Source organism: Acidovorax sp. YS12, from assembly GCA_021496925.1.
Lineage (GTDB): Bacteria > Pseudomonadota > Gammaproteobacteria > Burkholderiales > Burkholderiaceae_C > Paenacidovorax.
The window spans coordinates 3,275,109-3,296,138 of sequence record CP053915.1; the positions used below are offsets into that span (position 1 = coordinate 3,275,109).

The 21,030-nt window shown below is 62.7% G+C and carries 24 protein-coding genes; 17 read left to right on the forward strand and 7 right to left on the reverse strand.

Going from position 1 to position 21,030, the window contains the following annotated elements; translation table 11 throughout:
* Positions 1 to 33: 33 nt before the first annotated feature.
* From YS110_14750 to YS110_14760, 3 genes are all read left to right on the forward strand, one after another.
* Entirely contained in the window at positions 34 to 1,104 is a 1,071-nt protein-coding gene (locus YS110_14750) for a competence protein ComEC (protein ID UJB65923.1), read from the forward strand.
* Positions 1,105 to 1,480: 376 nt separating this feature from the next.
* Positions 1,481 to 1,831, forward strand: a complete 351-nt coding sequence (locus tag YS110_14755; GenBank protein ID UJB65924.1) for a DUF2958 domain-containing protein — start codon at positions 1,481 to 1,483, stop codon at positions 1,829 to 1,831.
* A gap of 63 nt (positions 1,832 to 1,894) precedes the next feature.
* Complete coding sequence (locus YS110_14760; protein UJB65925.1) at positions 1,895 to 2,173, forward strand: hypothetical protein; 279 nt, start codon at positions 1,895 to 1,897, stop codon at positions 2,171 to 2,173.
* 142 nt (positions 2,174 to 2,315) lie between these two features.
* Here the strand turns inward: YS110_14760 and YS110_14765 are convergent, their stop codons facing one another.
* Complete coding sequence (locus YS110_14765; protein UJB65926.1) at positions 2,316 to 2,615, reverse strand: hypothetical protein; 300 nt, start codon at positions 2,613 to 2,615, stop codon at positions 2,316 to 2,318.
* 147 nt (positions 2,616 to 2,762) lie between these two features.
* Positions 2,763 to 2,984, reverse strand: a complete 222-nt coding sequence (locus YS110_14770; protein UJB65927.1) for a hypothetical protein — start codon at positions 2,982 to 2,984, stop codon at positions 2,763 to 2,765.
* 567 nt (positions 2,985 to 3,551) lie between these two features.
* Here YS110_14770 and YS110_14775 point away from each other — a divergent pair.
* From YS110_14775 to YS110_14785, 3 genes are all read left to right on the forward strand, one after another.
* Positions 3,552 to 4,379: a DUF945 domain-containing protein gene (locus YS110_14775; GenBank protein ID UJB65928.1), complete on the forward strand. Its 828-nt coding sequence runs from the start codon at positions 3,552 to 3,554 to the stop codon at positions 4,377 to 4,379.
* A 75-nt stretch (positions 4,380 to 4,454) separates the two neighbouring features.
* On the forward strand, positions 4,455 to 6,521 hold the full coding sequence (locus tag YS110_14780; protein UJB65929.1) for a ParB/RepB/Spo0J family partition protein: 2,067 nt from the start codon (positions 4,455 to 4,457) through the stop codon (positions 6,519 to 6,521).
* A 62-nt stretch (positions 6,522 to 6,583) separates the two neighbouring features.
* Positions 6,584 to 6,793: a hypothetical protein gene (locus YS110_14785; GenBank protein ID UJB65930.1), complete on the forward strand. Its 210-nt coding sequence runs from the start codon at positions 6,584 to 6,586 to the stop codon at positions 6,791 to 6,793.
* Positions 6,794 to 6,923: 130 nt separating this feature from the next.
* On the opposite strand, the gene YS110_14790 is transcribed toward YS110_14785, so the two are convergent.
* Complete coding sequence (locus tag YS110_14790) at positions 6,924 to 7,442, reverse strand: N-acetyltransferase (GenBank protein ID UJB65931.1); 519 nt, start codon at positions 7,440 to 7,442, stop codon at positions 6,924 to 6,926.
* Positions 7,443 to 8,263: 821 nt separating this feature from the next.
* Here YS110_14790 and YS110_14795 point away from each other — a divergent pair.
* Positions 8,264 to 8,578, forward strand: coding sequence for a DUF736 domain-containing protein (locus YS110_14795; protein ID UJB65932.1), 315 nt, complete (start codon positions 8,264 to 8,266; stop codon positions 8,576 to 8,578).
* A gap of 353 nt (positions 8,579 to 8,931) precedes the next feature.
* On the opposite strand, the gene YS110_14800 is transcribed toward YS110_14795, so the two are convergent.
* A complete protein-coding gene (locus YS110_14800; GenBank protein ID UJB65933.1) occupies positions 8,932 to 9,225 on the reverse strand; it encodes a helix-turn-helix transcriptional regulator in 294 nt (97 codons plus the stop codon).
* A 223-nt stretch (positions 9,226 to 9,448) separates the two neighbouring features.
* Between YS110_14800 and YS110_14805 the strand changes: the two genes are divergently transcribed.
* The 10 genes from YS110_14805 (at position 9,449) to YS110_14850 (ending at position 18,681) form a co-directional block, all read left to right on the forward strand.
* A complete protein-coding gene (locus YS110_14805; GenBank protein UJB65934.1) occupies positions 9,449 to 9,796 on the forward strand; it encodes a DUF2958 domain-containing protein in 348 nt (115 codons plus the stop codon).
* A gap of 342 nt (positions 9,797 to 10,138) precedes the next feature.
* Entirely contained in the window at positions 10,139 to 10,888 is a 750-nt protein-coding gene (locus tag YS110_14810; protein UJB65935.1) for a DUF2285 domain-containing protein, read from the forward strand.
* Between the two features lie 83 nt (positions 10,889 to 10,971).
* Positions 10,972 to 11,253: a helix-turn-helix domain-containing protein gene (locus YS110_14815; protein ID UJB65936.1), complete on the forward strand. Its 282-nt coding sequence runs from the start codon at positions 10,972 to 10,974 to the stop codon at positions 11,251 to 11,253.
* Between the two features lie 26 nt (positions 11,254 to 11,279).
* Positions 11,280 to 12,137 (forward strand): replication initiator protein A, encoded by an 858-nt coding sequence (locus tag YS110_14820; protein ID UJB65937.1) that lies wholly within the window; start codon positions 11,280 to 11,282, stop codon positions 12,135 to 12,137.
* A 253-nt stretch (positions 12,138 to 12,390) separates the two neighbouring features.
* Positions 12,391 to 13,029 carry an AAA family ATPase gene (locus tag YS110_14825; protein ID UJB65938.1) on the forward strand — a complete coding sequence of 213 codons (639 nt, stop codon included), beginning with the start codon at positions 12,391 to 12,393 and terminating at the stop codon, positions 13,027 to 13,029.
* Positions 13,026 to 13,289, forward strand: a complete 264-nt coding sequence (locus YS110_14830) for a chromosome partitioning protein ParB (protein ID UJB65939.1) — start codon at positions 13,026 to 13,028, stop codon at positions 13,287 to 13,289. Before YS110_14825 ends, YS110_14830 begins: the two co-directional genes overlap by 4 nt.
* Positions 13,286 to 13,810 (forward strand): DUF2840 domain-containing protein, encoded by a 525-nt coding sequence (locus YS110_14835; protein UJB65940.1) that lies wholly within the window; start codon positions 13,286 to 13,288, stop codon positions 13,808 to 13,810. The genes YS110_14830 and YS110_14835 overlap by 4 nt, the downstream gene beginning before the upstream one ends.
* Positions 13,807 to 14,394, forward strand: coding sequence for a S26 family signal peptidase (locus tag YS110_14840; GenBank protein ID UJB65941.1), 588 nt, complete (start codon positions 13,807 to 13,809; stop codon positions 14,392 to 14,394). The genes YS110_14835 and YS110_14840 overlap by 4 nt, the downstream gene beginning before the upstream one ends.
* A 448-nt stretch (positions 14,395 to 14,842) precedes the next feature.
* Positions 14,843 to 16,825, forward strand: coding sequence for a relaxase/mobilization nuclease and DUF3363 domain-containing protein (locus tag YS110_14845; GenBank protein UJB65942.1), 1,983 nt, complete (start codon positions 14,843 to 14,845; stop codon positions 16,823 to 16,825).
* 410 nt (positions 16,826 to 17,235) lie between these two features.
* Positions 17,236 to 18,681, forward strand: a complete 1,446-nt coding sequence (locus YS110_14850) for a trehalose-6-phosphate synthase (protein ID UJB65943.1) — start codon at positions 17,236 to 17,238, stop codon at positions 18,679 to 18,681.
* A 360-nt stretch (positions 18,682 to 19,041) separates the two neighbouring features.
* Here the strand turns inward: YS110_14850 and otsB are convergent, their stop codons facing one another.
* The 3 genes from otsB to YS110_14865 are packed head-to-tail and all read right to left on the reverse strand — an operon-like array spanning position 19,042 to position 21,030.
* Positions 19,042 to 19,854 (reverse strand): trehalose-phosphatase, encoded by an 813-nt coding sequence (otsB, locus tag YS110_14855; protein ID UJB65944.1) that lies wholly within the window; start codon positions 19,852 to 19,854, stop codon positions 19,042 to 19,044.
* Complete coding sequence (locus YS110_14860; GenBank protein UJB65945.1) at positions 19,851 to 20,261, reverse strand: GNAT family N-acetyltransferase; 411 nt, start codon at positions 20,259 to 20,261, stop codon at positions 19,851 to 19,853. Before YS110_14860 ends, otsB begins: the two co-directional genes overlap by 4 nt.
* 40 nt (positions 20,262 to 20,301) lie before the next feature.
* Positions 20,302 to 21,030, reverse strand: a complete 729-nt coding sequence (locus YS110_14865) for a response regulator (GenBank protein ID UJB65946.1) — start codon at positions 21,028 to 21,030, stop codon at positions 20,302 to 20,304.

The following is a 21,030-nucleotide window of genomic DNA, read 5'->3' on the forward strand; positions in this document are numbered from 1 at the left end:
CGGCACTTTGTTGGCATAAAACAAGAGGGATGTATGGCTGACTACTTCGAGATCGACTTTCTTGGCGTCGAAACAGCGAAAAGCGGGGACGCGATCACGCTGCGCTACTCGGTGAATGGCACCGAGGGCGTGCACGTTGTTGACGGTGGGTATCTGGATACGGGTGATCAGATAGTCGAGCATCTGAAGACGTACTATGGAACAACAGTCATCGACCATGTGATCCTCACGCACCCAGATCGCGATCACGCCAACGGACTACGAAAAGTCCTGGAGCAATGCACGGTCAGGAATCTTTGGATCAACCGGCCGTGGATATACGCGGACCAGTTGATCGATCGCTTTGAGACCTATGAATCGGTTGAAGCCCTGCGACGGAAGTTGCGCTCAATCTACGATGCCACGGCAATTCTTGAGGATATTGCGGTGGAGAAGGGAATTCCAATCCATGCCCCCCTTCAGGGGCAGAGCATCGGTCCGTTCGCGGTCATGGCACCTACCCTGGGGCGCTACTTGGACCTGATCGTGGACTCCGCGAAGACACCGGAAGCTGTCGAAGAAAGTGCTTTTGATAGCGCGCTGAGCAGCATATTCCGGGCAGTGAAGGCCGCGACCGCCTACATCAAGTCCCTGTGGGGCGAGGAATATTTCCCGCCTGAGCCGACCAGTCGTGAGAATGAAATGAGTGTGGTGCAGTCGGCTGTCTTGAACGGTCATCGCGTCATGCTTACTGGCGATGCCGGGCGTGAAGCACTGCAGGAGGTGATCGACTACGCACCTTTCGTGGGACTCGCGCTGCCAGGTATTCGGTATTTCCAAGTGCCCCATCACGGCGGGCGACACAACGTTTCGACCGAAGTCTTGGATCAACTGCTCGGCCCACGGTTGAACAGTATGCCGGACAAGCACCATTGGAATGCCATATGCAGTTCTGCCAAGGCGGATGAGGATCATCCGCGGAAGTCGGTGATTCGCGCCGTATTGCACCGGGGTGGGCACTGGGCGGCAACTGAAAGCCAGAACATACGCATCGGGGCAGGCATCACCCGCGATGGCTGGGTGCCGATTCCCCAGGCGGCGTATCCGGAAGATCAAGAAAATTGACAGCGCCTGAAGGCCAGCACCACTTTTCAACTGCCTGCTGGCAACTTGGCCTGCATCCCGACGTTCCTTCGTCGGGCTCATGGGCTGCGCCCCGAGCTTCGTGCCGAATCGCAGTCATCCGGCTTCAAGCCCGGACGCTCTGATCTGGACTGACGCTTCGGACCTGCGCGCTACGCTTGTCAATACCGGGGTGGCTGCGTGGTGAGGTGTGGCGGCTTGCTGTTCCCTTCATCGTGCCACGGCGTGCTCGCCGTCAATGACTGCGCACCTTCGGCGCTTGCGGCCTGGCGGCCGTCTTCGATCTTTGACTGCTTGCGCTGCGCCGTGCCCTGCAAGGGCTGGGCAATTCCGCCCGGTAACCTTACAGGAGTTCACCATGAACCACGCATTCATCACGGACGAGCAGCGCATCGTGCTGCTGGCCAACGGCCGCGAATCCTTGGAGAACCCGGACTTCGATCCGGCCCCAGTGGTCAAGCTGTTCACGCCGGATGCCGGCGCGACCTGGCTGCTGACCGAGATTGATCCCGATGACCACGATCACGCCTTCGGTCTTTGCGACCTGGGCCTAGGGATGCCGGAAATCGGCTGGGTCAGTCTTTCCGAACTGGCGACCGTGCGCGGGCGGCTGGGCTTGCCGGTAGAGCGGGATCTGCACTTTCGTGCCGAGAAGCGGCTGAGCGCCTATGCGCGCGATGCGCGGCTGGCGGGGCGTGTCGTTGTCTGACCTGGTTCTGGGGCGCCGCAAGGCGCTCCTGAGCGTTCTCAATCATTTCAGGAGGTCAAGGCCATGAGCAGCCACCACGACTACATCCTCGAAATCACGGCAGAGCATGATGCGTTCAAGCCGTTCCCACCGGAGAACGGCCAGCCCTTGCGCTTTGCGCTCGGCGACGCGGTGATCTATACCAACGAGTTTGGCGCACAGTTCCGGTGCCGCGTCACCGGGTTTTATCGTCCCAGCGGACTTTCGGGCCTGTACGCGCGCGGTGCGCGCTACCTGCTGGACTCGTCATCGCCGTGGATGCCGGTGTCGGAAGCCAGCCTGCGCCCCGACGACCCGGCCTGATGCCTTCGCGCCCCTGGCGGGGCGCTGCGCGCTGCGCTTGCCTCCAGGGGAAAGCCCTGCGGGCTATCCCCGCCGCGCAGGCTTGGCGCCCCTCTCGCGCAGCGAACCGGCTGGTGCCGGATCGCTCCCTTCATGCCGGACATTACGATGGCACTTCGGGCGTGGGTGTGTCGGGTTCGTAGTCGCCCAGCCACTCGAAGAGACGTTCGATATCGCAGTCCAGCTGGTTCAGCGTGGCCTGGGCCATTGCGTACCAGGTGGTGCCGTCGTCCGTTTCTTCGGAGGCGGACAGCAGGACGTTGAGCTGTGCGCGCCGTCCCAGCAGGCGCTGCATCTCGTTGCCTACCGTCTTGCGGTCGGTGGTCCAGATGAGGGTCGGCAGAAAGATGCCAGGCCCTTCTGCTCCAGGCGCAGGCGTTCCGGGTTGCATGGGATCGCTCATGGTGGTTCTCCAGAAGGTGGAGATTCCACGGTAGGCATTGGCCCGTGACCGGGCCACTCGAAATTCGCGCTATTTCGGGGGGATTTCGGGATCAGCGCCGATCGGCCGTGGCGCAGTCATGCGGGCGGGCTGCCTTTGAGCCGGTGCTTACCAGGGCTTCCAGCGCCGCTGGGGTGTTTGCGGCACGGCGCCGAGCAATTGGATCGGCGGCAGTGCATGGGGCGCATTGTTCCTGGGGAAGCGCCGGCGCACTTCGCATTCCAGTTCGTGCGCGAGGCCGCGTGCGTCCTTCTCGCCGCGCAGTGCCCGTTGCCGCCAGTCTCGGGCCTGGGCCATCAGTTCATCGTCTTGTAGGGCTCGTATGTCCATGCCATTGCCATTTTGCCGATGGCTGGGTGGGTAGCTGTCCACGGGGATTTCATTGAAGTCATGTGGGCGTCCCCGGCCACCTGGGAGATGGCCGGTCGCGCTCTCGTGCTAGCGCATCGAGCCGCCTGCGGCGTCTCGCCCCCTTCGGGCTTCGATCGTTCCCTCACTCCGTTCGGCTGACGCCTCCGGCCCGGCTTCCAGCTTCGAGCCTGCGCGCTTCGCTTGCCGTGCGGTCGGCTTGTGGGATGGCCGTTGCCATGTCCAGTCCTCTTCCCTGACTTCATCACCTTGTCCGCGACTGTAGCCCGCGGCCGTGTGCCGTCAAGGCGCGCAGGGCCGTGTCCTCGGCTGCGCCTGCGGGCCGCCCCCACCCTGCGCTTGTTTCCTTGACGGCCCCCGTCCGCGCGCTCCCTTTCGTCGCGGGCGATGAACTCAGGAAAGACGGTGGCAACAGGGCCAACCGGGTTCCTCGCGCCGACCGCACCGAACAGCCGAAAGGCTGGGCTTCGAATCTTGGAATCCGGTGTGCGGTTTTCTTCAACAGCCTTTTTGTTCAGGAGAAAGACCATGCAACTCGCATCCCGCTTCGCTTCCCATTCCCCCGCATTGCGCAGCGACTCCCCGCTGTCCGATGACCAGATCCGCCGCGTGGCCCCGTCCATCTTCGCGGATGCCCCCCATGAAAGCCGCTCCGAGCGGTACAGCTACATCCCCACCGCCGCCGTGCTGACCGAGCTTCGCAAAGAGGGGTTTCAGCCCTTCATGGTGTGCCAGACCCGCGTTCGCAACGAGGGCCGGCGCGAGCACACGAAACACATGCTGCGCCTGCGCCACGCCAACCAGATCAACGCCCGCGAAGCCAACGAAATCATCCTGCTGAACTCGCACGACGGCACGAGCAGCTATCAATTACTGGGTGGCATGTTCCGCTTCGTTTGCAGCAATGGCCTTGTCTGCGGCGACACCGTGGGCGATGTGCGCGTGCCCCACAAGGGCGACGTGGCGGGCCATGTCATCGAGGGCGCCTATCAGGTGCTGAGCGGCTTCGAGCATGCGCAGGAATCGCGCGAATCCATGCAGGCCATCACGCTGGATGCCGGGGAATCGGAAGTGTTCGCCCGCGCCGCGCTGGCCCTCAAGTACGACGACCCAACCAAGCCCGCGCCCGTCACGGAATCGCAAATCCTGATGCCGCGCCGCTTCGACGACCGCCGCCCCGACCTGTGGAGCGTGTTCAACCGCACGCAGGAGAACCTGACCAAGGGCGGATTGCATGGCCGCGCCGCCAATGGCCGCAGACAGCAGACCCGCCCCGTGCAGGGCATTGATTCGGACATTCGCCTGAACCGCGCCCTGTGGCTGCTGGCCGATGGCATGCGCGCCCTCAAGGCCTGACCCCCTCTGACGTGTTCCCCGCCGGAGGGGCGGTTTCCCCTCCATTCCCTTGTTTCACTTGATTGGAGATTCACCATGAACGCCGTTACTTACACCGAAGCTCAAGCCCTCGACAGCCGCGCAAACGTGCTGCAAGCCGCCGACCCGAGCAAGCACATGATTCTGGTTCCGCTGTCGCGGCTGGTGCTGCGCCCCACGGGCCGCAACGTGCGCAAGACCGTCCCGCGCATGTCCATCCCCGAGCTGGCCGCGAGCATTCAGCGCGTGGGCCTGCTGCAAAACCTGATCGTGATTCCCGCCGCCGATGACCTGCATTACGAGGTGGTGGCAGGTGGCCGACGCTTTGCGGCCCTCAAGCTGCTGGCAAAGAAGCACCGTATCGCCAAGGATTGGGACGTGCCTTGCCTGCAGGTGGCCGATGGCACGGCCCGCACCGCCAGCCTGACCGAGAACGTGCAGCGCGAAGCCATGCACCCAGCAGACCAGTTTGAAGCCTTCGCCGCGCTGGTGGCCGAAGGCCGACCGATTGAGGACATTGCGGCGGATTTCTCCGTTACGCCGCTGGTGGTGCAGCGCCGCTTGAAGCTCGCCAATGTCTCGCCGCGTTTGATGGAGGACTACCGGGCCGATGCCGTGAGCCTCGATCAGCTGATGGCGCTCTCCATCACCGACGACCACGCCGCGCAGGAATGCGCGTTCTACGATGCGCCGCAATGGCAGCGCCAACCCTCGCACTTGCGCGAACGTCTGACGGAGCGCGAGATTGACGCCTACCGGCATCCGCTGGTGCGCTTCGTCGGGCTGGACACCTACGAGCAGGCGGGCGGCGGCATCCGCCGCGACCTGTTCGCGGAGGGCGATGCAGGCGTGTACCTGACCGACGCCGCGCTGCTGGAACGACTGGCGCAAGACAAGCTGGCGGGCATCGCCGCAGAGGTGAAGGCCGAGGGCTGGGCTTGGGCTGATGCCACGCCGGGCGTGACCCATGCCGATCTGCACGCCTTCCAGCGTGCGCCGAGGGAGCGCCGCGAGCCGAACAAGCGCGAAGCACAGCGCATCGAGAGGCTGCAAGCCAAGATGCAGGAGGTGGCCGAAGCCATTGATGCCGCGACGGACGCCGACGACGAGGACAAGGCCGATGCGCTGCAAGAGGAAGGCGAGCGGCTGGGCGAGCAGTTGCAGGCGCTGGAAGACGGCTTGCAGGGGTACGGCGCGAACGTGAAGGCCGCAGCCGGGGCCATCGTCACCATCGGCCGCAACGGCGAGGTGGTGATTCATCGCGGACTGCTGCGCGAGGCCGAGGCCAAGGCACTGCGCACACTGGAGAAGCTGCGCCAAGGGTTCAGCGACCCAGATGCCGCGAACGATGACGAAGGCGAGGACGACGAGCCGCCCAAGGCAGCAGCGATTTCCGACCGACTGGCCCAGCGCCTGAGCGCCCATCGCACCGCCGCGCTGCAAATCGAGGTGGCCCGGCATCCGCAGGTGGCGGTGGCCGCGCTGGTGCATGGCATGGTGCAGACCGTCTTGCAGGGCCGCTACTACGGGCGCGACCTGCCGCTGGGCGTGAGCCTGAAAGTCCAAGACCGGCTGGACGGCATGGCCCCGGACTGGCCCGAGTCACCCGCCGCCGTGGCGCTGCGTGAATTGCAGCAGGCGTGGAGCGGCAAGCTGCCCGAGGACAGCGCCGAACTGTTTGCCGCGCTGCTGGCGATGGAGCAAGGCGAACTGGTCAAGCTGCTGGCCGTGTGCGTGGCTTCCACGGTGGACGTGGTGACGCCTCGCGCCACACCGCACCAGCCCGGCGAGGAACTGGCGCAGGCCGTGGGCCTCGACATGGCCGCATGGTGGCAGCCGACCGCCGAGGGGTATTTCAAGCACGTTCCGAAGGCGGCAGTTCTGCAAGCCGTGGGCGAGTACGCGCCCGATCAGGTTTCCCGGCTGGCGAAGCTGAAGAAGGCCGACATTGTCAGCGAAGCCGAGCGGCTGGCCGATGGCGCGGGTTGGATGCCTGCCATCTTTAAGGTCGAAGGCCCGCAGCAGGCAGTGAAGGAAAGCGCGCAGGAGGCAGGCCCGGAGCAGGACGCCCCGGAGGATGCCGAGGCAATGGCGGATGAACCCGCCGAGGCGCTGGCCGCTTGACCCACGCCGAAGGCAAGCGCCCCGGCTTCGACCGGGGCGCTTCGCTGCAAGGAGAAGCCCCCATGACCCGCACCACCACCAACCGCCCGCGCATGGCGGCGGTCTATGCACCCGGCACGGTGCGCGCCCGCCGCTGGCACGGCGATGGCGACGTGCGCGGCTACCGACCGCCCTCGGGCTGGTCGGCCCGCGCTGACCTCACCGACATACATCCCATCACGGGCCGCGCCTTGCCGCGTGCCGTGTGGTGGATCATCGAAACGAAGGAATGATCATCGTCAGCACCGCGCCCAGGCCGTTCCGCCCTGGGCGCGGTGAAACGCATAATCCGGGCGCGGCGGTGGCCGCGCCCGGTGTTGAAGCCGAATAGCCGGGGCATTACGCCGCCGCCTTCACTGGCACTCAGGCGGCGGCGTTGAAGGCATCGCTGTACTGCGCGATGCCTTCGGGCACTGGCCCATGGAAGGCCAGTGCGAGAAAATAGCCGGGCGGCACGCCCGGCAGTTGCAGGCCCACATGGGCCTGGAAGCCAAAGCGCCCGTAGTACGCGGGCTCTCCGAGCAGCACACAGCCTTCGGCCTGCATGGCCCGCAGTTCAGACAGCGCCTGTTCCATCAGGCGCGAGCCGATGCCGTGCCCCTGCCTCTGCGGCAGGACGGAGATCGGCCCCAGGCCGCACCAGCCTTTGGCCTTGTGGCCGTGGTCGTTGGTGATAGTCACCGGCGACAGAGCCACATGGCCGACGACCTGGCCGTGTTCTTCGGCCACGATGGAAAGCGTCAGTTCGCTAGCGTCGCGCAATGCACGCACGATGAATTGCTCCGTGTGGCTGGTGTGCGGCGCATCGGCGAAGGCGGCAATGGTCACGGCCTCGATAGCGGCAATGTCGTTCGTGGTTTCGTGTCGTAGCTGGATGGTCATGGTGTTCTGCGTTCCCTGCTCAAAATATAGAACGGCCTGGGCGTGTCGGCGCGTAGCGCCGCCGGGCTTTCGGGCTGCGCCCCGTGCCGACTTCGCTGTCACGGCCATTCGGCTTCAATCCACTCACGCCTTCGCGCCTGCGGCGCTGCGCGCTGCGCTTGCCTCCGGGGGATCGGCGCAAGGCCCATCCCCGCCGCGCGAGCTTGGCGCCCCTCGATGCCGCCGAACCGTCGATGCCGGATCGGCCCGGCCAGCGCCCCGCCGCAATGGACGGAGCTGGCGAACACGCTGGTGCTTGCTGCGGCAGGTTGTGCGAATGCGTGCCGTCCTCAACGCTGGCGGTTCTCGCCCATCACGTCACGAAGGACGGTTCACGGACATCCCGCCCGGCATCGCTATGGAGCTTCCACGCCACGCCTCAAGACCGGCGCCGCAAGGTGCGGCCGGGGCGTTCTCGCTTGTCGTCGGGTGGTTGACCTGGCCCGCGTCAGTGGGCGAGCCGGTGCTGCCTTCGTGCGGGGATGCCGAGCCGGCCCTGCCTCCTTTCGATGCGGTTCGGCCCAAGGCGTCCTTGTGTTGTTGTGAATCCTAGCGGTGGCGCGGCTGCGCCTCGGGCTTCATGGCTGCAACCGTCCGGCGAAAACAATTTCCCCTGCTTTGTCACTGCGTTCGGCGCATTCCTCGCGGGACAAATTCTTTTCGCCTCCCGGCTCTCCACTGCGTTGCGACCGCAAGCGGTGCAGCCCGCCCGTCCTCCGCCGGCCGGATCACAACAAGGACGCGATGGGCGCGAACCTTGTTCCACCAAAAGGAGTTTCATCATGGCCAACATCGGCACCTTCACCGCAGACAAAGACGGCTTCACCGGCACGCTTCGCACCCTGACGCTCAACGTCAAGGTCAAGCTGGTGCCCAACGACAAGGGGGACAACGAGAAGGCCCCGGACTTCCGCCTGCAGGCCGCCAGCCACGACATCGGCGCGGCGTGGAAGAAGACCAGCGAGGCCGGGCGGGAGTACATCTCCGTGACCCTCGACGATCCTTCGTTCCCGGCCACGGTCTATGCCCGCCTGATCGAAGGAGAGAACGGCACGCACGACCTGATCTGGTCGCGCAGCAAGCCCCAGGCGGCCTGACGGCCGCCAGCGCCCCGCCCACTGCGGCGGGGCGCTGTACTGCTTGGATCAGCAGACTGGAAGGCTTGGCTCTCCCAGCTTCGTGATGGTGGTGGTCGGGCAGCATCACCATGACTTCGTGTTGCCAGGGCGAATGCAGGGCGATTCGGCGCACTGCGCCGACCGGGCTTTGCGGGCTGCGCCCCATGCCGACTTCGCCGTCATGGCCATTCGGCTTCAATCCCTATCGCAGCTGCGCGCTTCGCTTGCCTCCGGGGGAAAACCCTGCGGCCTCTCCCCGCCGCGCGATGCTTGGCGCCCCTGAAGTCCCCGAACCGGCTGCACCGGATCGGCCACGCCAGCGCGGTCGCACGCTATGGCGTGTCACTCTTCTTCGCCACAGTCTCCAACTCCTGGCGCACCTGCGCCAGCAGCTGATCGACCTGCTGCAGGTCGTCGCCGGCATAGGCCAGCGTCAGCAGCGTGAGCGGGTGCACCTCCATGACCTCGCACAGCTCGGCCAGCTTGTTCAAGGTGGGGCTTTTGAGGTCGCGTTCCAGCGTGCTCATGTAGGTGCGGCTGGACACGTCCGAGAACGCTTCCTGGCTCAAACCACGTGCTTTCCTGATGGTCTTTAGTGCCTCCGACAATGTATGTTTCGCTGCCAACCCTGGATCTCCGCAAAATCCAAGATGACATCCGATTGAGCCCTATAGGGCTACAATCTATAGTGTTCAACTATGCCCGCCTGCCGCTTTCGTGCTTTTACGGAAATCCGTATCTGCAGCTTCTCACAGAAGCACAAAACCGCATCCGTGCCTTTCCACAAACCCGCCGATGCGGTTTTGCGCTTTCACGCTTCGGCGGTTTTGTGCGAATGAGGTGACGCCCATGAACCAACTCATGACCGAGGACGAGCGCAAGCAACTGCTGGAACACGGCCGGGTCCGGGCCGCTGGCCGGGCCATCGACCCGCTGCCCGTGGTGCGGTTGTTCACGCCGGACGCACACGCCACTTGGCTGCTGGTGTCGCTTGACCCCGCTGACGGCGATACGGCCCATGGCCTGATCGACTTGGGGATCAGCATGCCTGAGCTGGGCGAGATCAAGCTGTCCGACCTCGCATCCATCGTCGGGCCGAGCAAACAGCCCGTGATGCGAGATCGGTATTTCCGGGCGGTGCGCCCGTTGTCGGAGTACCTGCGGCTGGCCCAGGAGAACGGTTCCGTCCTCGATTGAGCCGTTCGCGCCCCGGCCAAGCCGGGCGCATTGAGACTATTTCGGTCTTGCTCCAGACCTGTCAGGTCTTAGTCGGCACTGTTGCACCAATCGGGTGCCACCTTGGCATAAACAGCCATGACGCCAGCCGTGCCATCGGGCACGGTGGATAGCGCAGGAGGCGCGCATTTCCTCGCGCGCCACCGTCGCATTCAGACGATCCACGCAATCCATCGGATGCTTTTCGTCTTGACACGCAAGTTACTAATCTACCAGCTTATTCACGATTGGATGCTAGTTCGATGCGGTGACGTTTGCGTGTGAAACCGGTGACGGCGGTCCTGCTCTACGGGAGCTTGCGTCATGGCCGAACCGCACCACCTTGCGCACTGGTATCCGACCGCCGCCTACCTCTACGTGCTGTGCCTGGACACACTGGCGCTGGCCTGGGAGTACCTGCGCCGCCATCCCGATTACCGGCTTGACTGGCTGCACCGTGCGCGCCGCCCCGATGCTGCGCATCGCTGGGGCTTGCGTCTGCTGGAAGACCCGGCCCTGGATGCGCGTGACGCGCATCCAGCCTGGCTCCCCGGCCATGGGGCCGTGGCGCAGCTCTACCCTGATGCCGACCCGCCACCGGATGCCGAGCCGTTCGCGTTTTGGCGCATCCCTGGCCACAAGCAACTGCTCCACGACGGCAAGGGCCTGGCGCTGATCGCGCGCAGTCCCGGCCATTGCCTGCGCTTCGTGCTGGCACCTGGCCTGGAGGACGGCATGGCCGTGGCCCATGCCTACCGTGGCCGTGGGGCCACCCACGTGCCTGACACGCCTGCGCCGATGGCTCGCCCCCGACCGCCCCCATCCGCGTTGCTGGAGCTGCACACCCTGCAGGCGCTCGACGCCACCCTCGCGGGTGCGTCCTTGCGTGACGTGGCCGAGGGCTTGTTCGGCGTGGACGCCGCGGCCGGTTGGTACAGCGACGGCGGCCTGCGCTCCAAGGTGCGCCGCCTGGTGCGGCGCGGCGATGCGTTGATGCGCGGCGGCTATCGCCGCCTAGCACAACTGCCTCCGCTTGAGAAGGGTCGTTTTGAAGAGGGCGCAAAACGACCCTGAGCACGAGGGCTTCGTTTTCTGAGACTGCCTCCATCCGGTTGCGCTGTGTGGCCGGAGCTTTGAAAGCTATGGAGGTTCTCACCATGCGTCCTGCTCCCTTGCGGCCTGCTGCCGCTCCCATTGCTTCCGCTGCGCAGCCGCAGCGCTATCTCACCAACGACGAAGCCGCCGACTACCTGCGGCTGTCGCCGCGCACGCTGGAAAAGCAGCGCGTGCTGGGAGGCGGTCCCAAGTTCCGCAAGTTCGGCCGCCGCGTCATGTACGCCGTGGCCGACCTCGACGCCTGGGCTACGGATCGCAGCTTCGAGAGCACGTCCGATCCTGAGTACGCCGAGCACCATGCGGCGGACAGCCGTGCGCGCTGATCGCTGGCGCGCGGGTGGCCTTCGCCATGTCCAGCCCTGCGCTGCCGTCCCGGCAGCGGCCCCTGCCGGAGCGCGAACAGCTCGACCTGTTCCGCGCCCTGCCGGGCGACATGGCGCCGCGCGACAGCCAGGACCTGATGGCCTTTCCGTTCTTCTCGCTGGCGAAGTCACGGCGCACGGCGCCGATCGACTTCCAGGCCAGCGGCGTGACGATCCGCGTGGAGGGGACGCAGGAGCATGGCATCGCGACGATTTGGGACGCGGACGTGCTCATTTGGGCGGCCTCGCAGATCGTGGAAGCGCGCGACGCGGGCTTGCGCCCGTCGCGGCTGATGCAGGCCACACCCTACGAGATCCTGCGCTTCATCGGGCGCGGTACGTCGCTGCGCGACTACCAGCGCCTCAAGGCGGCCTTGGATCGCTTGCAGTCCACCACGGTGGCCACGTCGATCCGCGAGACCACGGGGAGGCGGCTACACCGCTTCTCGTGGATCAACGAGTGGAAGGAACTCGCCGATGCCAAAGGCACACCCTTGGGGCTGGAACTGATCCTGCCGGACTGGTTCTACGCCGGCGTCATGGACGCCGCCTTGGTGCTGACCATCGACACTGCGTATTTCCGGCTCACGGGCGGGATCGAGCGATGGCTGTACCGCCTAGTGCGCAAGCACGGCGGGCGACAGCCTGGCGGCTGGCAGTTCGACTTCCAGCACCTGTACCGCAAGTCGGGCAGCGTGGCGCGGTACTACGACTTCGCCGCCGACCTGCGAGCACTGGTGGCGCGGCAAGCCCTTCCGGGCTACCAGTTGGGCATCGAGTACGTCTCGGGCATTGCCTCGCCGCTGCTGACGTTCCGGCCCGTGCCGTCCACGGCACGGGGATAACTGCTGCGCAGCCTGTGGACGGACTCGTGCTATCAGGCAACAGAGGTATCGTGCTATCAGGCAACGAATCCTCGTGCTATCAGGCAACAAAACCGGCCGCAAAGCTAATACTGGCGCGGGTTTCGGCCTCTCCTAACTTCCCTAACTTAAATACTCTAACTGGTAGTAGCAGCGCCGCGCCTCGGTGGACAACCGCCACAGGACGCGAAGCGCAGCGGCAACAGGCGGGCTTTCCGACACGGAGGGTCCGGTCATGATCGTCGCGCTGCTCAACCAGAAAGGCGGCGTGGGCAAGACCACGCTCGCCACCCACATCGCCGGCGAGCTGGCGATGCGCGGGCAGTCGGTCATCCTGCTGGATGCCGATCCACAGGGCTCCGCGCTGGACTGGACACAGCGCCGCAGCCAGCAAGGTTTGCCAAGGCTATTTAGCGCCGTGGGCCTCGCACGCGAAACGCTGCACCAGGAAGCGCCAGAACTCGCCAGGCGGGCCGATCACGTCGTCATCGACGGGCCACCCAGGATCGCTGCCTTGGCGCGCTCCGCGCTGCTGGCGGCCGAGCGGGTGCTGATCCCGGTGCAGCCCAGCCCCTACGACCTGTGGGCCAGCGCCGAGATGGTGGCGCTGATCCGTGAGGCGCAGGTGTTCCGGCCTGCGCTGCGCGCGGCCTTCGTCATCAACCGGCGCGTGAGCACCACCGTGATCGGACGCGAGGCCCGCGGCGCGCTGGCCGAGCAGCCGCTTCCTGCGCTGCGCGCGGAAGTGCATCAGCGCATCGTGTTCGCCGACAGCGTGGCCGCCGGCCGGCTTGCACGCGAGACGGCGCCAGACAGCGCCGCCGCGCGCGAAATCACCGCGCTGGTCGATGAACTGCTGCGGTGGCCGTCATGAGCACTCCTGCCAGCAAGCGCACGGGCAAGCGCATCGGCATCGGCGCTCGCCCGCCCGCGAATCCGCACGCCGAGGCGTGGATTCGCCAGGGCAGTGCCGATGACCTCCAGAAAGGCGACCTCTACACGGCCCGCCTGACCCTCGACATCACGCCCGCCATGCGGGCGCGCATCAAGGTATCGGCCTTCACGCAAGGCGTGACGGTGGCCGATCTGTTGCGCGCGCTGCTGGAGCGGGAATTCCCGGAGAAGTCCTCATGAACACACCCGCCTCGACGGCTTCGGCACCGCCGTCCATCCCGCCTGTCGGCGTGGCCGACGGCGTACCGCTGACGCGCGTTGCGCTCGCATACATCGACCAACGCTTCGACCTCTACCTGCGCTTCGGTGATCCTGCCCGCATCATCCGGTTCGACCGCTGGCGCCGCTGCGCGGTGTTCACGCCGAATGCGGTTCTCTGCCGCATCCGCTGGCAGGCCAACGACTACGGCACGATCCGCTGGCAGCTCATGGTGATGCAGGCGTGCATGCCGATGGATGGCGCGCAGCGCATCTCCGGCGTGCAACCCGGCGCGCGCCTCTTGCTGCACGCCGAGGGTGAGCAATCGGTGCGTGCCGTGCTGGCGCGCATCGACGCCATCGAGGCGCTGGGCATCACGCCTGTCGGCGTCTCGCCCGCGTACTGGCGCACGCTCGCCAACCGGCTCGCAGCGCACTTGCCGCTGCCCGAATACACCGCCGAGCGGCACGCCGCCTGGCTGGCCGGGAGGGCGCTGCCATGACCGCAGTTTCCACTTCCGGCACCGCGCCGCACCCTCGCTTGCGCGTGCGCGCTCGCCTCGTGCTGGCGGGCCTGTCCGCCTGCGGCCTCGCTGCGCTGGCCTGGGCGTCCTTCGTGCATCCGCTGCCACGCCTGACCTACAACCCGTCCGACAGCGTGGAGGTCGGCTGGTATCGCATCGATCCGCTCGACCATCGCACCAGCTCGCCACCACGTCCGTTGTCGGTAGGCAGCATCGTGCTGGTGCCGCTGCCTGCCGAGGCTGCCGCGCTCGCTGCGCAGCGCGGCTACCTGCCGACGCGCATTCCTCTGCTCAAGCGCGTGGGCGCGGTGGCGCCGCAAGAGGTGTGCATCGCTGACGGCAAAGTCCACATCGACGGCGTGCCTTCAGCCGCCGTGCTGTCTGCCGATCGCTGGGGCCGGCCGCTGCCATCCTGGCAGCAATGCCACCGCTTGCGGCATGGCGAGCTGTTCCTCCTCAGTGTGACCAATCCGGCGTCGTTCGATAGCCGGTATTTCGGGCCGGTCAGCGCAGCTTCCGTGATCGGCGTTGCGCGCCCCGTCTGGCTGGAGTCGCGCCCATGATGGCCACCGATTCGCTGCGCATCATCGTGCTATCGGGCGTGTCGTTCTGCTGGCCGTTGTCATGTCGTCGCGCGTGCAGTGCGAGCGCATCCGCGCTGCACTTCGCGCTGCCTCCGGCGCAGCCGTCCCACGTGCAGGCGTCTTGCCTCGAACACGGCTGGCCTGCGGCCATTGCCGTGTTGGCCGGTGCGCTGGCTGCTGGTGCAGCCTTGCCACCGGGCCGCAGTTGCCGGGATCGAGAACCTGGGGGACAGGGGGAGGCAAATGCGGAAGGCAAGACAAAAGGGGGCGGCACCTGTCGGCCCGCAAAGCCAGTCTGCACGTGGGGGTGGCGCGGCACGGCGCAGCTTCGCCGCCGTGCCGCTGGGGGCGCGAGGCTCGCACCAATGCGGGCATGTCCGCGTGCTTCGCACGACGGCCTACGCCATAGCTTTCAAGGGATGCAGCCATGACCAAGCGCCGCGATGACGATTTCCGCATCCGCCCCAGCGCCCCCAAGAACCGGGGCCAAGGCTTCATCGCCAAGGTGCTCCAGCAGACCGGCAAGGCCAGCAGCGGCAAGTCCTCGGTGCGTCGTCCTGGGGCGACCGGCAACAGCAAATCTACCGGCCAGCGGCCGGGCTCGCGCTTGGGGCGCGGCCACACAGCAGCGCGGTTTGCGGGCGCGAAGCTCACGCCAATGTCGCGGCGCGTGACCATCAAGACCTTGCTGCTCAACCAGCAGCGGGCCAGCCCGCAATCGCTCGCCAAGCACCTGCGGTACGTCGAGCGTGACGGCGTGGGCCGCGATGGCGAGCCCGGCCGAGCCTATGGGCCGCAGACCGATGTCGCCGATCTGGATGCTTTCAAGGAGCGCTGCGCCGATGACCGACACCATTTCCGCTTCATCGTCTCGCCCGAGGATGGCGCGGAGCTGGAAGACCTGCGCAACTACACGCGGTACCTCATGGGGCGCATGGAAGCCGACCTGGGCACGCGGCTGGAATGGGTAGCGGTCGATCACTGGAACACTGACAACCCGCACACGCACCTGATCGTGCGCGGACGCGACGACACGGGCAAAGACCTCATCATCGCGGGTGACTACATCGCCGATGGCTTCCGGCATCGCGCGTCCGCGCTGGCGACCGAATGGCTGGGGCCGCGCACGGAGCTGGAGATCCAGCAGACCTTGCGGCGCGAGGTGGAGCAAGAGCGGTGGACGAGCTTGGATCGCACCCTGAAGCGCGAGCTTGGCGACGACGTCCAAGTGCAGATCGACCGCTTCAACGAACCGCGGCTGCAACGCCAGCGCTTGCTGCTGATCGGCCGCCTGCAACGCTTGCAGCGCCTGGGCCTCGCCGACGAGACGCAGCCGGGCACGTGGGCCGTCCATGCCGACGCGGAGAAAACCTTGCGCGCCCTGGGCGAGCGTGGCGACATCATCCGCACCATGCAGCGGGCCATGCGCGGCGAGCCGCGCGAGCTGGCGGTGTTCGAGCCGGGCGACGACGGCCGAACGATCCTCGGCCGCGTGGCCGCGAAGGGACTGGCCGACGAGCTGCGCGACCGGGGCTATCTGGTCATCGACGGCGTGGACGGCAAAGCCCACTACGTCGCGCTCAATGCGCGCGACGAGCTGGCGAACTATCCGACCGGCGCTGTGGTGGAAGTGAAGGGCTCGGCCGACGTGCGCGCGGCCGACAAGAACATCGCCGCGCTGGCGAGCGATAGCCTGTACCGCACCGACCACCACCTCGCCATCGCGCAGGGGCAGGCCGTGCCGGGCCGTGATCCGCAGGAAGTCGTCGCGGCCCATGTTCGCCGGCTGGAAGCCCTGCGCCGCGCCGGCATCGTGGAGCGCGTGGCCGAGGGACTATGGAAGGTGCCGGACGATCTGCCCGAGCGTGGCCGTCAGTACGACGCGCAGCGCCTGGGCGGCGTGGCCGTGGAGCTGAAATCGCACCTGCCCATCGAGCGGCAGGCGCGCGTGATCGGCGCGACCTGGCTGGATCAGCAGTTGATCGGCGGTGGCTCAGGTCTGGGCGACCTGGGCTTTGGCAGTGAGGCCAAGCAGGCGATGCAGCAACGCGCCGACTTCCTTGCCGAACAGGGGCTGGCCGAGCGGCACGGGCAGCGTGTGATCCTGGCGCGCAACCTGCTGGGAACGCTGCGCAGCCGGGAGCTGGCGCAGGCCGCCAAGGACATTGCGGCCGACACTGGCCTTGAGCATCGGCCTGTGGCCGACGGGCAGCGCGTGACCGGCATTTACCGGCGCTCCGTCATGCTTGCCAGTGGGCGCTACGCCATGCTTGATGACGGCATGGGGTTCAGCCTGGTGCCGTGGAAGCCGGTGATCGAGCAGCGGCTAGGACAGCAGATCGCTGCAACGGTGCGCGGCGGTGGGGTGTCGTGGGAGATCGGGCGACAGAGAGGACCTTCCCTGGGATAGTCGCCGTCAATGAATATCCGTAATTCGGATTGCCCGACCAGTACTGCGTGGAGTCCCCGTCATGTTGTGCTCACCCCCGATAGAAGGTCGGAATATGAGCTCAACGTCAAACCGAAGTATTAAATTGTTCACCTTGTAATAACAATTCCTTCTTCAAAACCTTTGGGGTAGGCAAGCCAGCCAGAAATGTATCGACTCCTGAAGACAGAATCAGCCTTGAAGGCATCATCCTCTTAAAAAGAGCCTTGATTCTAGCTTGCCTCTCACTTGACCTGCTTGCTTTTAGGTCGGAAGCGGCGAAATTTTATCGCCGTCTTTACAGACATGCATGATCCTGCAGAGTACCATTTTCTATACTTATTGCGCGTCCAAAGATGCAGCTAACTAGCTGCTTCGAATAGAGAGGTGGTATGGCTGGAAGGCTAATTGTGGTGTCCAATCGTTTGGCCGATTTTCATAAACCAGCTGCTGGCGGGCTTGCCGTTGCGCTTAGTGGCATTCTGCGGCAGCGAGGGGGGGTATGGTTGGGCTGGAGCGGGAAGATCGTTAACCGTGGAAAAGAGGATGCACAAATAATTCGTACAGCGGTCGGGAATGTAGAGTATCTTTCGATCGATCTCAACGAAGAAGAGTTCAACGGCTACTATAAAGGATATGCAAATGCAACGCTTTGGCCAATTTTACATCATCGTGTTGATTTGGCAAAATTCGACAAGGCATCCGAAAAAATATATCGTTTGATGAATGCACGGTTTGCCAAGGTGCTATTGACTGAAATTCAGGATGATGATGTGGTTTGGGTGCATGACTACCACTTAATTCCCCTTGGTGAAGAACTTCGCGCCGCCGGCAAACTTAATAAGGTCGGGTTCTTTCTCCATACACCGCTTCCGCCCTCCGCCATCCTGGCAACTTTGCCGAATAATTCATCATTGTTGAGTTCTCTTTTTTCATATGATTTGATTGGATTTCAATCGCAAGAGGACAAGAGAAATTTTCTTAATTATGTAGAGTGGCAATTTGGAAAAGATTCAGTTGAAGGATCAAAAGTCATTCGCAGGGGAAAGTCAGTTGTAGGAGCATTCCCAATTGGAATTGATGTCTGCGAATTTCAGAGCATCGCCCAGTCCAAGACAGCGCAAGCCATGCGAGATGGGATGCGGGAGGAGTATTCCAAGCGGCAGCTGGTTGTTGGTGTTGACAGGTTGGATTATTCAAAAGGCATTCCTCATCGCGTCCATTCTTTTGGTGAGTTTTTGCATAGATTTCCGCAAATGCAGCGCAGTGCAACGCTCATACAGATCGCCTCTCCCAGTCGAGGTGAAATAGAGACATATGCTGATATCCAGCGAGAGCTGGAAGCCTTGTGTGGATCAGTCAATGGAGACCTTGGAGAGCTTGACTGGATGCCCGTCAGATATATCCACAAGACTCTGTGTCAAGAAGAATTGGCTGGTTTGTATCAAGCGGCGAAAGTTGCCCTGGTCACACCTTTGAGAGACGGGATGAATCTTGTCGCAAAGGAGTTTGTAGCCGCACAAAACCCATATAAACCAGGCGTACTAGTCCTTTCGCGATTCGCCGGAGTTGCTGAGCAAATGCCAGAGGCCTTGATTGTTAATCCATATGATACGGAATCAGTAGCATATGCCATACACCGCGCTCTCGTCATGCCTCTCGCGGAGCGTCAGGAACGGCATCGTGCGCTTTTGGGAAAGATCAAGGATAACGATCTTCACTGGTGGTGCAGAAGCTTCTTGCAGCGACTGACTCAACCTGAGTTCGAATCCAGATCGATCAAATCTGTCTTGAAGAACTTCTGGGCTCGTTTGGATCCAAATTCAAATCACGCCTGATGAATCCGGTAGCTACTTTTTTCTGGGTCCTTGCATTGGCCAACCTATTTCTCTCGACAGCTTTGCAGTTACGGGTGGCACGGCTTCAGAATACTAAGAATATAAAATTAATGAAAGGTCAAAGAAAAGACGACTGGCTGGGTGCAATCATTATGTCTTTTACTATCATTTGTGATAGCACCTCCTTGACAGGATGGCTCTATCTCAAAGTACGGGAGCTCGCAAGCACCACCTTTGGTGATTTGTCGAGCATTGTCGGTGTTGTTTATCTCCTGAGCACAATAACAATAGCTTGGCTACTAAAAAGGACAGTCCAACGACTTGCTTTATTATCATGGCGATAGCAGTTGGATTGTGTCATTAATCGACACCTCTTATTGGGTTAATTGATGCGCACAGTATTTCGAGCCACTGATCGACATGGGTAACTGAGGCCAATCTATACTTGGCACATGTTGAACCTGAGCCAATCTTGAAGCTCATTCCTCCCATTTCATTAACCACCTCAAACGCAGACTCATCGGTGGCATCATCACCAAAATACACAGGGCTGCGCTCCCGGAATGGTGGCATTTGCATAAAGGCACGGACAGCATTACCTTTGGATATATCCGCAGGTATGACTTCAAAAACATACTTCCCGGGAATGACTTCAACCCCGGAGTACCCTTGAATTAGCTGATCTATGAGCTCTCTGATCAATAATCCTTTTTCCGGTGCCTGGCGATAATGAACGGCGATGGCGCGCTCTCCCTTTTTCTCCAGATAAATATCTGGATGCTCACATCCTAAACGTAATACTGCCTCAGCTAATGGCTTGGGTAGCGTGTTAGATGTAAGTAGCTTGACGCGATTGTTAAAACGAATCTCAGCGCCATGAACTCCTGCAGTTGGCAAAACCAATGGCCGCAGGAAATGATCCAACTCATCTAGCGATCTACCACTGACTATAGCCATAGATCGTATTTTTTCAAAAACATGTCGAAGCTGGACAATTCGACGAGGTGGGACTTTTATTTGGTCAGGATGCATTCCCAACTCCACTAGCGTTCCATCAAAATCAAAGAACAGTGCATGGCGATCCAGCAAATCGACTTTATTTATGAGGTGGATTTCTTTTCCTGCTCTAGATAAGGGATCATCTTCGCTGAATGTACTGCACTGCATCTTCATATCAGTTTGGATAGAACAATGAGCGGGAGGCCAGGGAGGTAGTCTGGGAGGCGGTGTATGATCTTGTAACCTCTCCCCACGTAAAGATTCGCGGTCTTGACAGACAGCGATTCGATCCGAGATTCAATGCATCCCTTTGTGGCAGCATCACTTTCCGCGGTTTTGAGAAGACTAGATCCAATGCCATTTCCACGATAGCAATGTTCGACCCAAAGGTACTCTATATATAGGCGGCGCAATTCCATATGACCGCAGATGCCTCCAATCAATGCGCCATCAATGCGAGCACCGAAATGAATTGATCTTGGAGCTCCCGCCCCAACGGAGACACGGTCATGCAGAATTACCTTGTGGATAATATGCTCCTGCTCGTTTCTGCTTAATTTATTTGTATATTCGACTTCCATACATACCCAGTCATTGACTGACCTAACCACTTCTTTACAGTTAATTCTTTTGATCCGTTGGTTTCTCGGTACCGACGAATCGCAGGCCCACGCCGGGCTCCGTCATGATGTATCGAGGCGCGGATGCATCGTCGTGCAACTTGTGGCGCAACTTTCCGACGAGGATGCGCAGGTAATGCGCATCCTCTTCATGGGAGGGGCCCCATACACCGCGCAGCAGCTGTGCTTGGGTGATGAGCCTTCCTGGCTGCTGGATGAGCAAGGCCAGTAGCGCGAATTCTTTGCGCGTGAGCGCAATGGCCTCACCTGAAATACGCACCTCCCGCTGGGCAAGGTCTACACGCAGGATTCCATCGTCGTAGATGGGACCTGCCGTACCACGCAGGTGAGCAGTGCGCAGAAAAGCCCGGATGCGTGCCATTAACTCCTCTATGCCGAATGGCTTGGTGACATAGTCATTCGCCCCGGCATCCAGCAGGGCGACTTTCTCTTCTTCGCCAGAGCGAACCGTCAGAACGACGACCGGCACACTCGACCATTGCCGCAATTCCTTGAGCACATCCTGACCATCACGGTCTGGCAAGCCAAGATCCAGTACCACGATGTCTGCGCCCTTGCTGGCCAGAAGCGCCAGGCCTTGCTGTCCCGTTTCGGCAAGCAGGGTGGCGTAGCCTTGTGATCGCAAGCTGATATCGACGAATTTGCGTATCTGCGGTTCATCGTCAATGACGAGTACCCGTGGCATAGATGCATTTTCAGTTGGGTTCAT

Excerpts from the sequence above, each read along its gene's own strand:
- YS110_14780 (UJB65929.1), top strand. The coding sequence starts at position 4,455 with ATGAACGCCGTTACTTACACCGAAGCTCAAGCCCTCGACAGCCGCGCA.
- YS110_14805 (UJB65934.1), top strand. The coding sequence starts at position 9,449 with ATGAACCAACTCATGACCGAGGACGAGCGCAAGCAACTGCTGGAACAC.
- YS110_14815 (UJB65936.1), top strand. The coding sequence starts at position 10,972 with ATGCGTCCTGCTCCCTTGCGGCCTGCTGCCGCTCCCATTGCTTCCGCT.
- YS110_14865 (UJB65946.1), bottom strand. The coding sequence starts at position 21,030 with ATGAACCCAACTGAAAATGCATCTATGCCACGGGTACTCGTCATTGAC.
- otsB (UJB65944.1), bottom strand. The coding sequence starts at position 19,854 with ATGAAGATGCAGTGCAGTACATTCAGCGAAGATGATCCCTTATCTAGA.
- YS110_14795 (UJB65932.1), top strand. The coding sequence starts at position 8,264 with ATGGCCAACATCGGCACCTTCACCGCAGACAAAGACGGCTTCACCGGC.
- YS110_14765 (UJB65926.1), bottom strand. The coding sequence starts at position 2,615 with ATGAGCGATCCCATGCAACCCGGAACGCCTGCGCCTGGAGCAGAAGGG.
- YS110_14785 (UJB65930.1), top strand. The coding sequence starts at position 6,584 with ATGACCCGCACCACCACCAACCGCCCGCGCATGGCGGCGGTCTATGCA.
- YS110_14825 (UJB65938.1), top strand. The coding sequence starts at position 12,391 with ATGATCGTCGCGCTGCTCAACCAGAAAGGCGGCGTGGGCAAGACCACG.
- YS110_14820 (UJB65937.1), top strand. The coding sequence starts at position 11,280 with ATGTCCAGCCCTGCGCTGCCGTCCCGGCAGCGGCCCCTGCCGGAGCGC.
- YS110_14770 (UJB65927.1), bottom strand. The coding sequence starts at position 2,984 with ATGGACATACGAGCCCTACAAGACGATGAACTGATGGCCCAGGCCCGA.
- YS110_14860 (UJB65945.1), bottom strand. The coding sequence starts at position 20,261 with ATGGAAGTCGAATATACAAATAAATTAAGCAGAAACGAGCAGGAGCAT.
- YS110_14835 (UJB65940.1), top strand. The coding sequence starts at position 13,286 with ATGAACACACCCGCCTCGACGGCTTCGGCACCGCCGTCCATCCCGCCT.
- YS110_14830 (UJB65939.1), top strand. The coding sequence starts at position 13,026 with ATGAGCACTCCTGCCAGCAAGCGCACGGGCAAGCGCATCGGCATCGGC.
- YS110_14760 (UJB65925.1), top strand. The coding sequence starts at position 1,895 with ATGAGCAGCCACCACGACTACATCCTCGAAATCACGGCAGAGCATGAT.
- YS110_14775 (UJB65928.1), top strand. The coding sequence starts at position 3,552 with ATGCAACTCGCATCCCGCTTCGCTTCCCATTCCCCCGCATTGCGCAGC.
- YS110_14845 (UJB65942.1), top strand. The coding sequence starts at position 14,843 with ATGACCAAGCGCCGCGATGACGATTTCCGCATCCGCCCCAGCGCCCCC.
- YS110_14810 (UJB65935.1), top strand. The coding sequence starts at position 10,139 with ATGGCCGAACCGCACCACCTTGCGCACTGGTATCCGACCGCCGCCTAC.
- YS110_14750 (UJB65923.1), top strand. The coding sequence starts at position 34 with ATGGCTGACTACTTCGAGATCGACTTTCTTGGCGTCGAAACAGCGAAA.
- YS110_14840 (UJB65941.1), top strand. The coding sequence starts at position 13,807 with ATGACCGCAGTTTCCACTTCCGGCACCGCGCCGCACCCTCGCTTGCGC.
- YS110_14850 (UJB65943.1), top strand. The coding sequence starts at position 17,236 with ATGGCTGGAAGGCTAATTGTGGTGTCCAATCGTTTGGCCGATTTTCAT.
- YS110_14790 (UJB65931.1), bottom strand. The coding sequence starts at position 7,442 with ATGACCATCCAGCTACGACACGAAACCACGAACGACATTGCCGCTATC.
- YS110_14755 (UJB65924.1), top strand. The coding sequence starts at position 1,481 with ATGAACCACGCATTCATCACGGACGAGCAGCGCATCGTGCTGCTGGCC.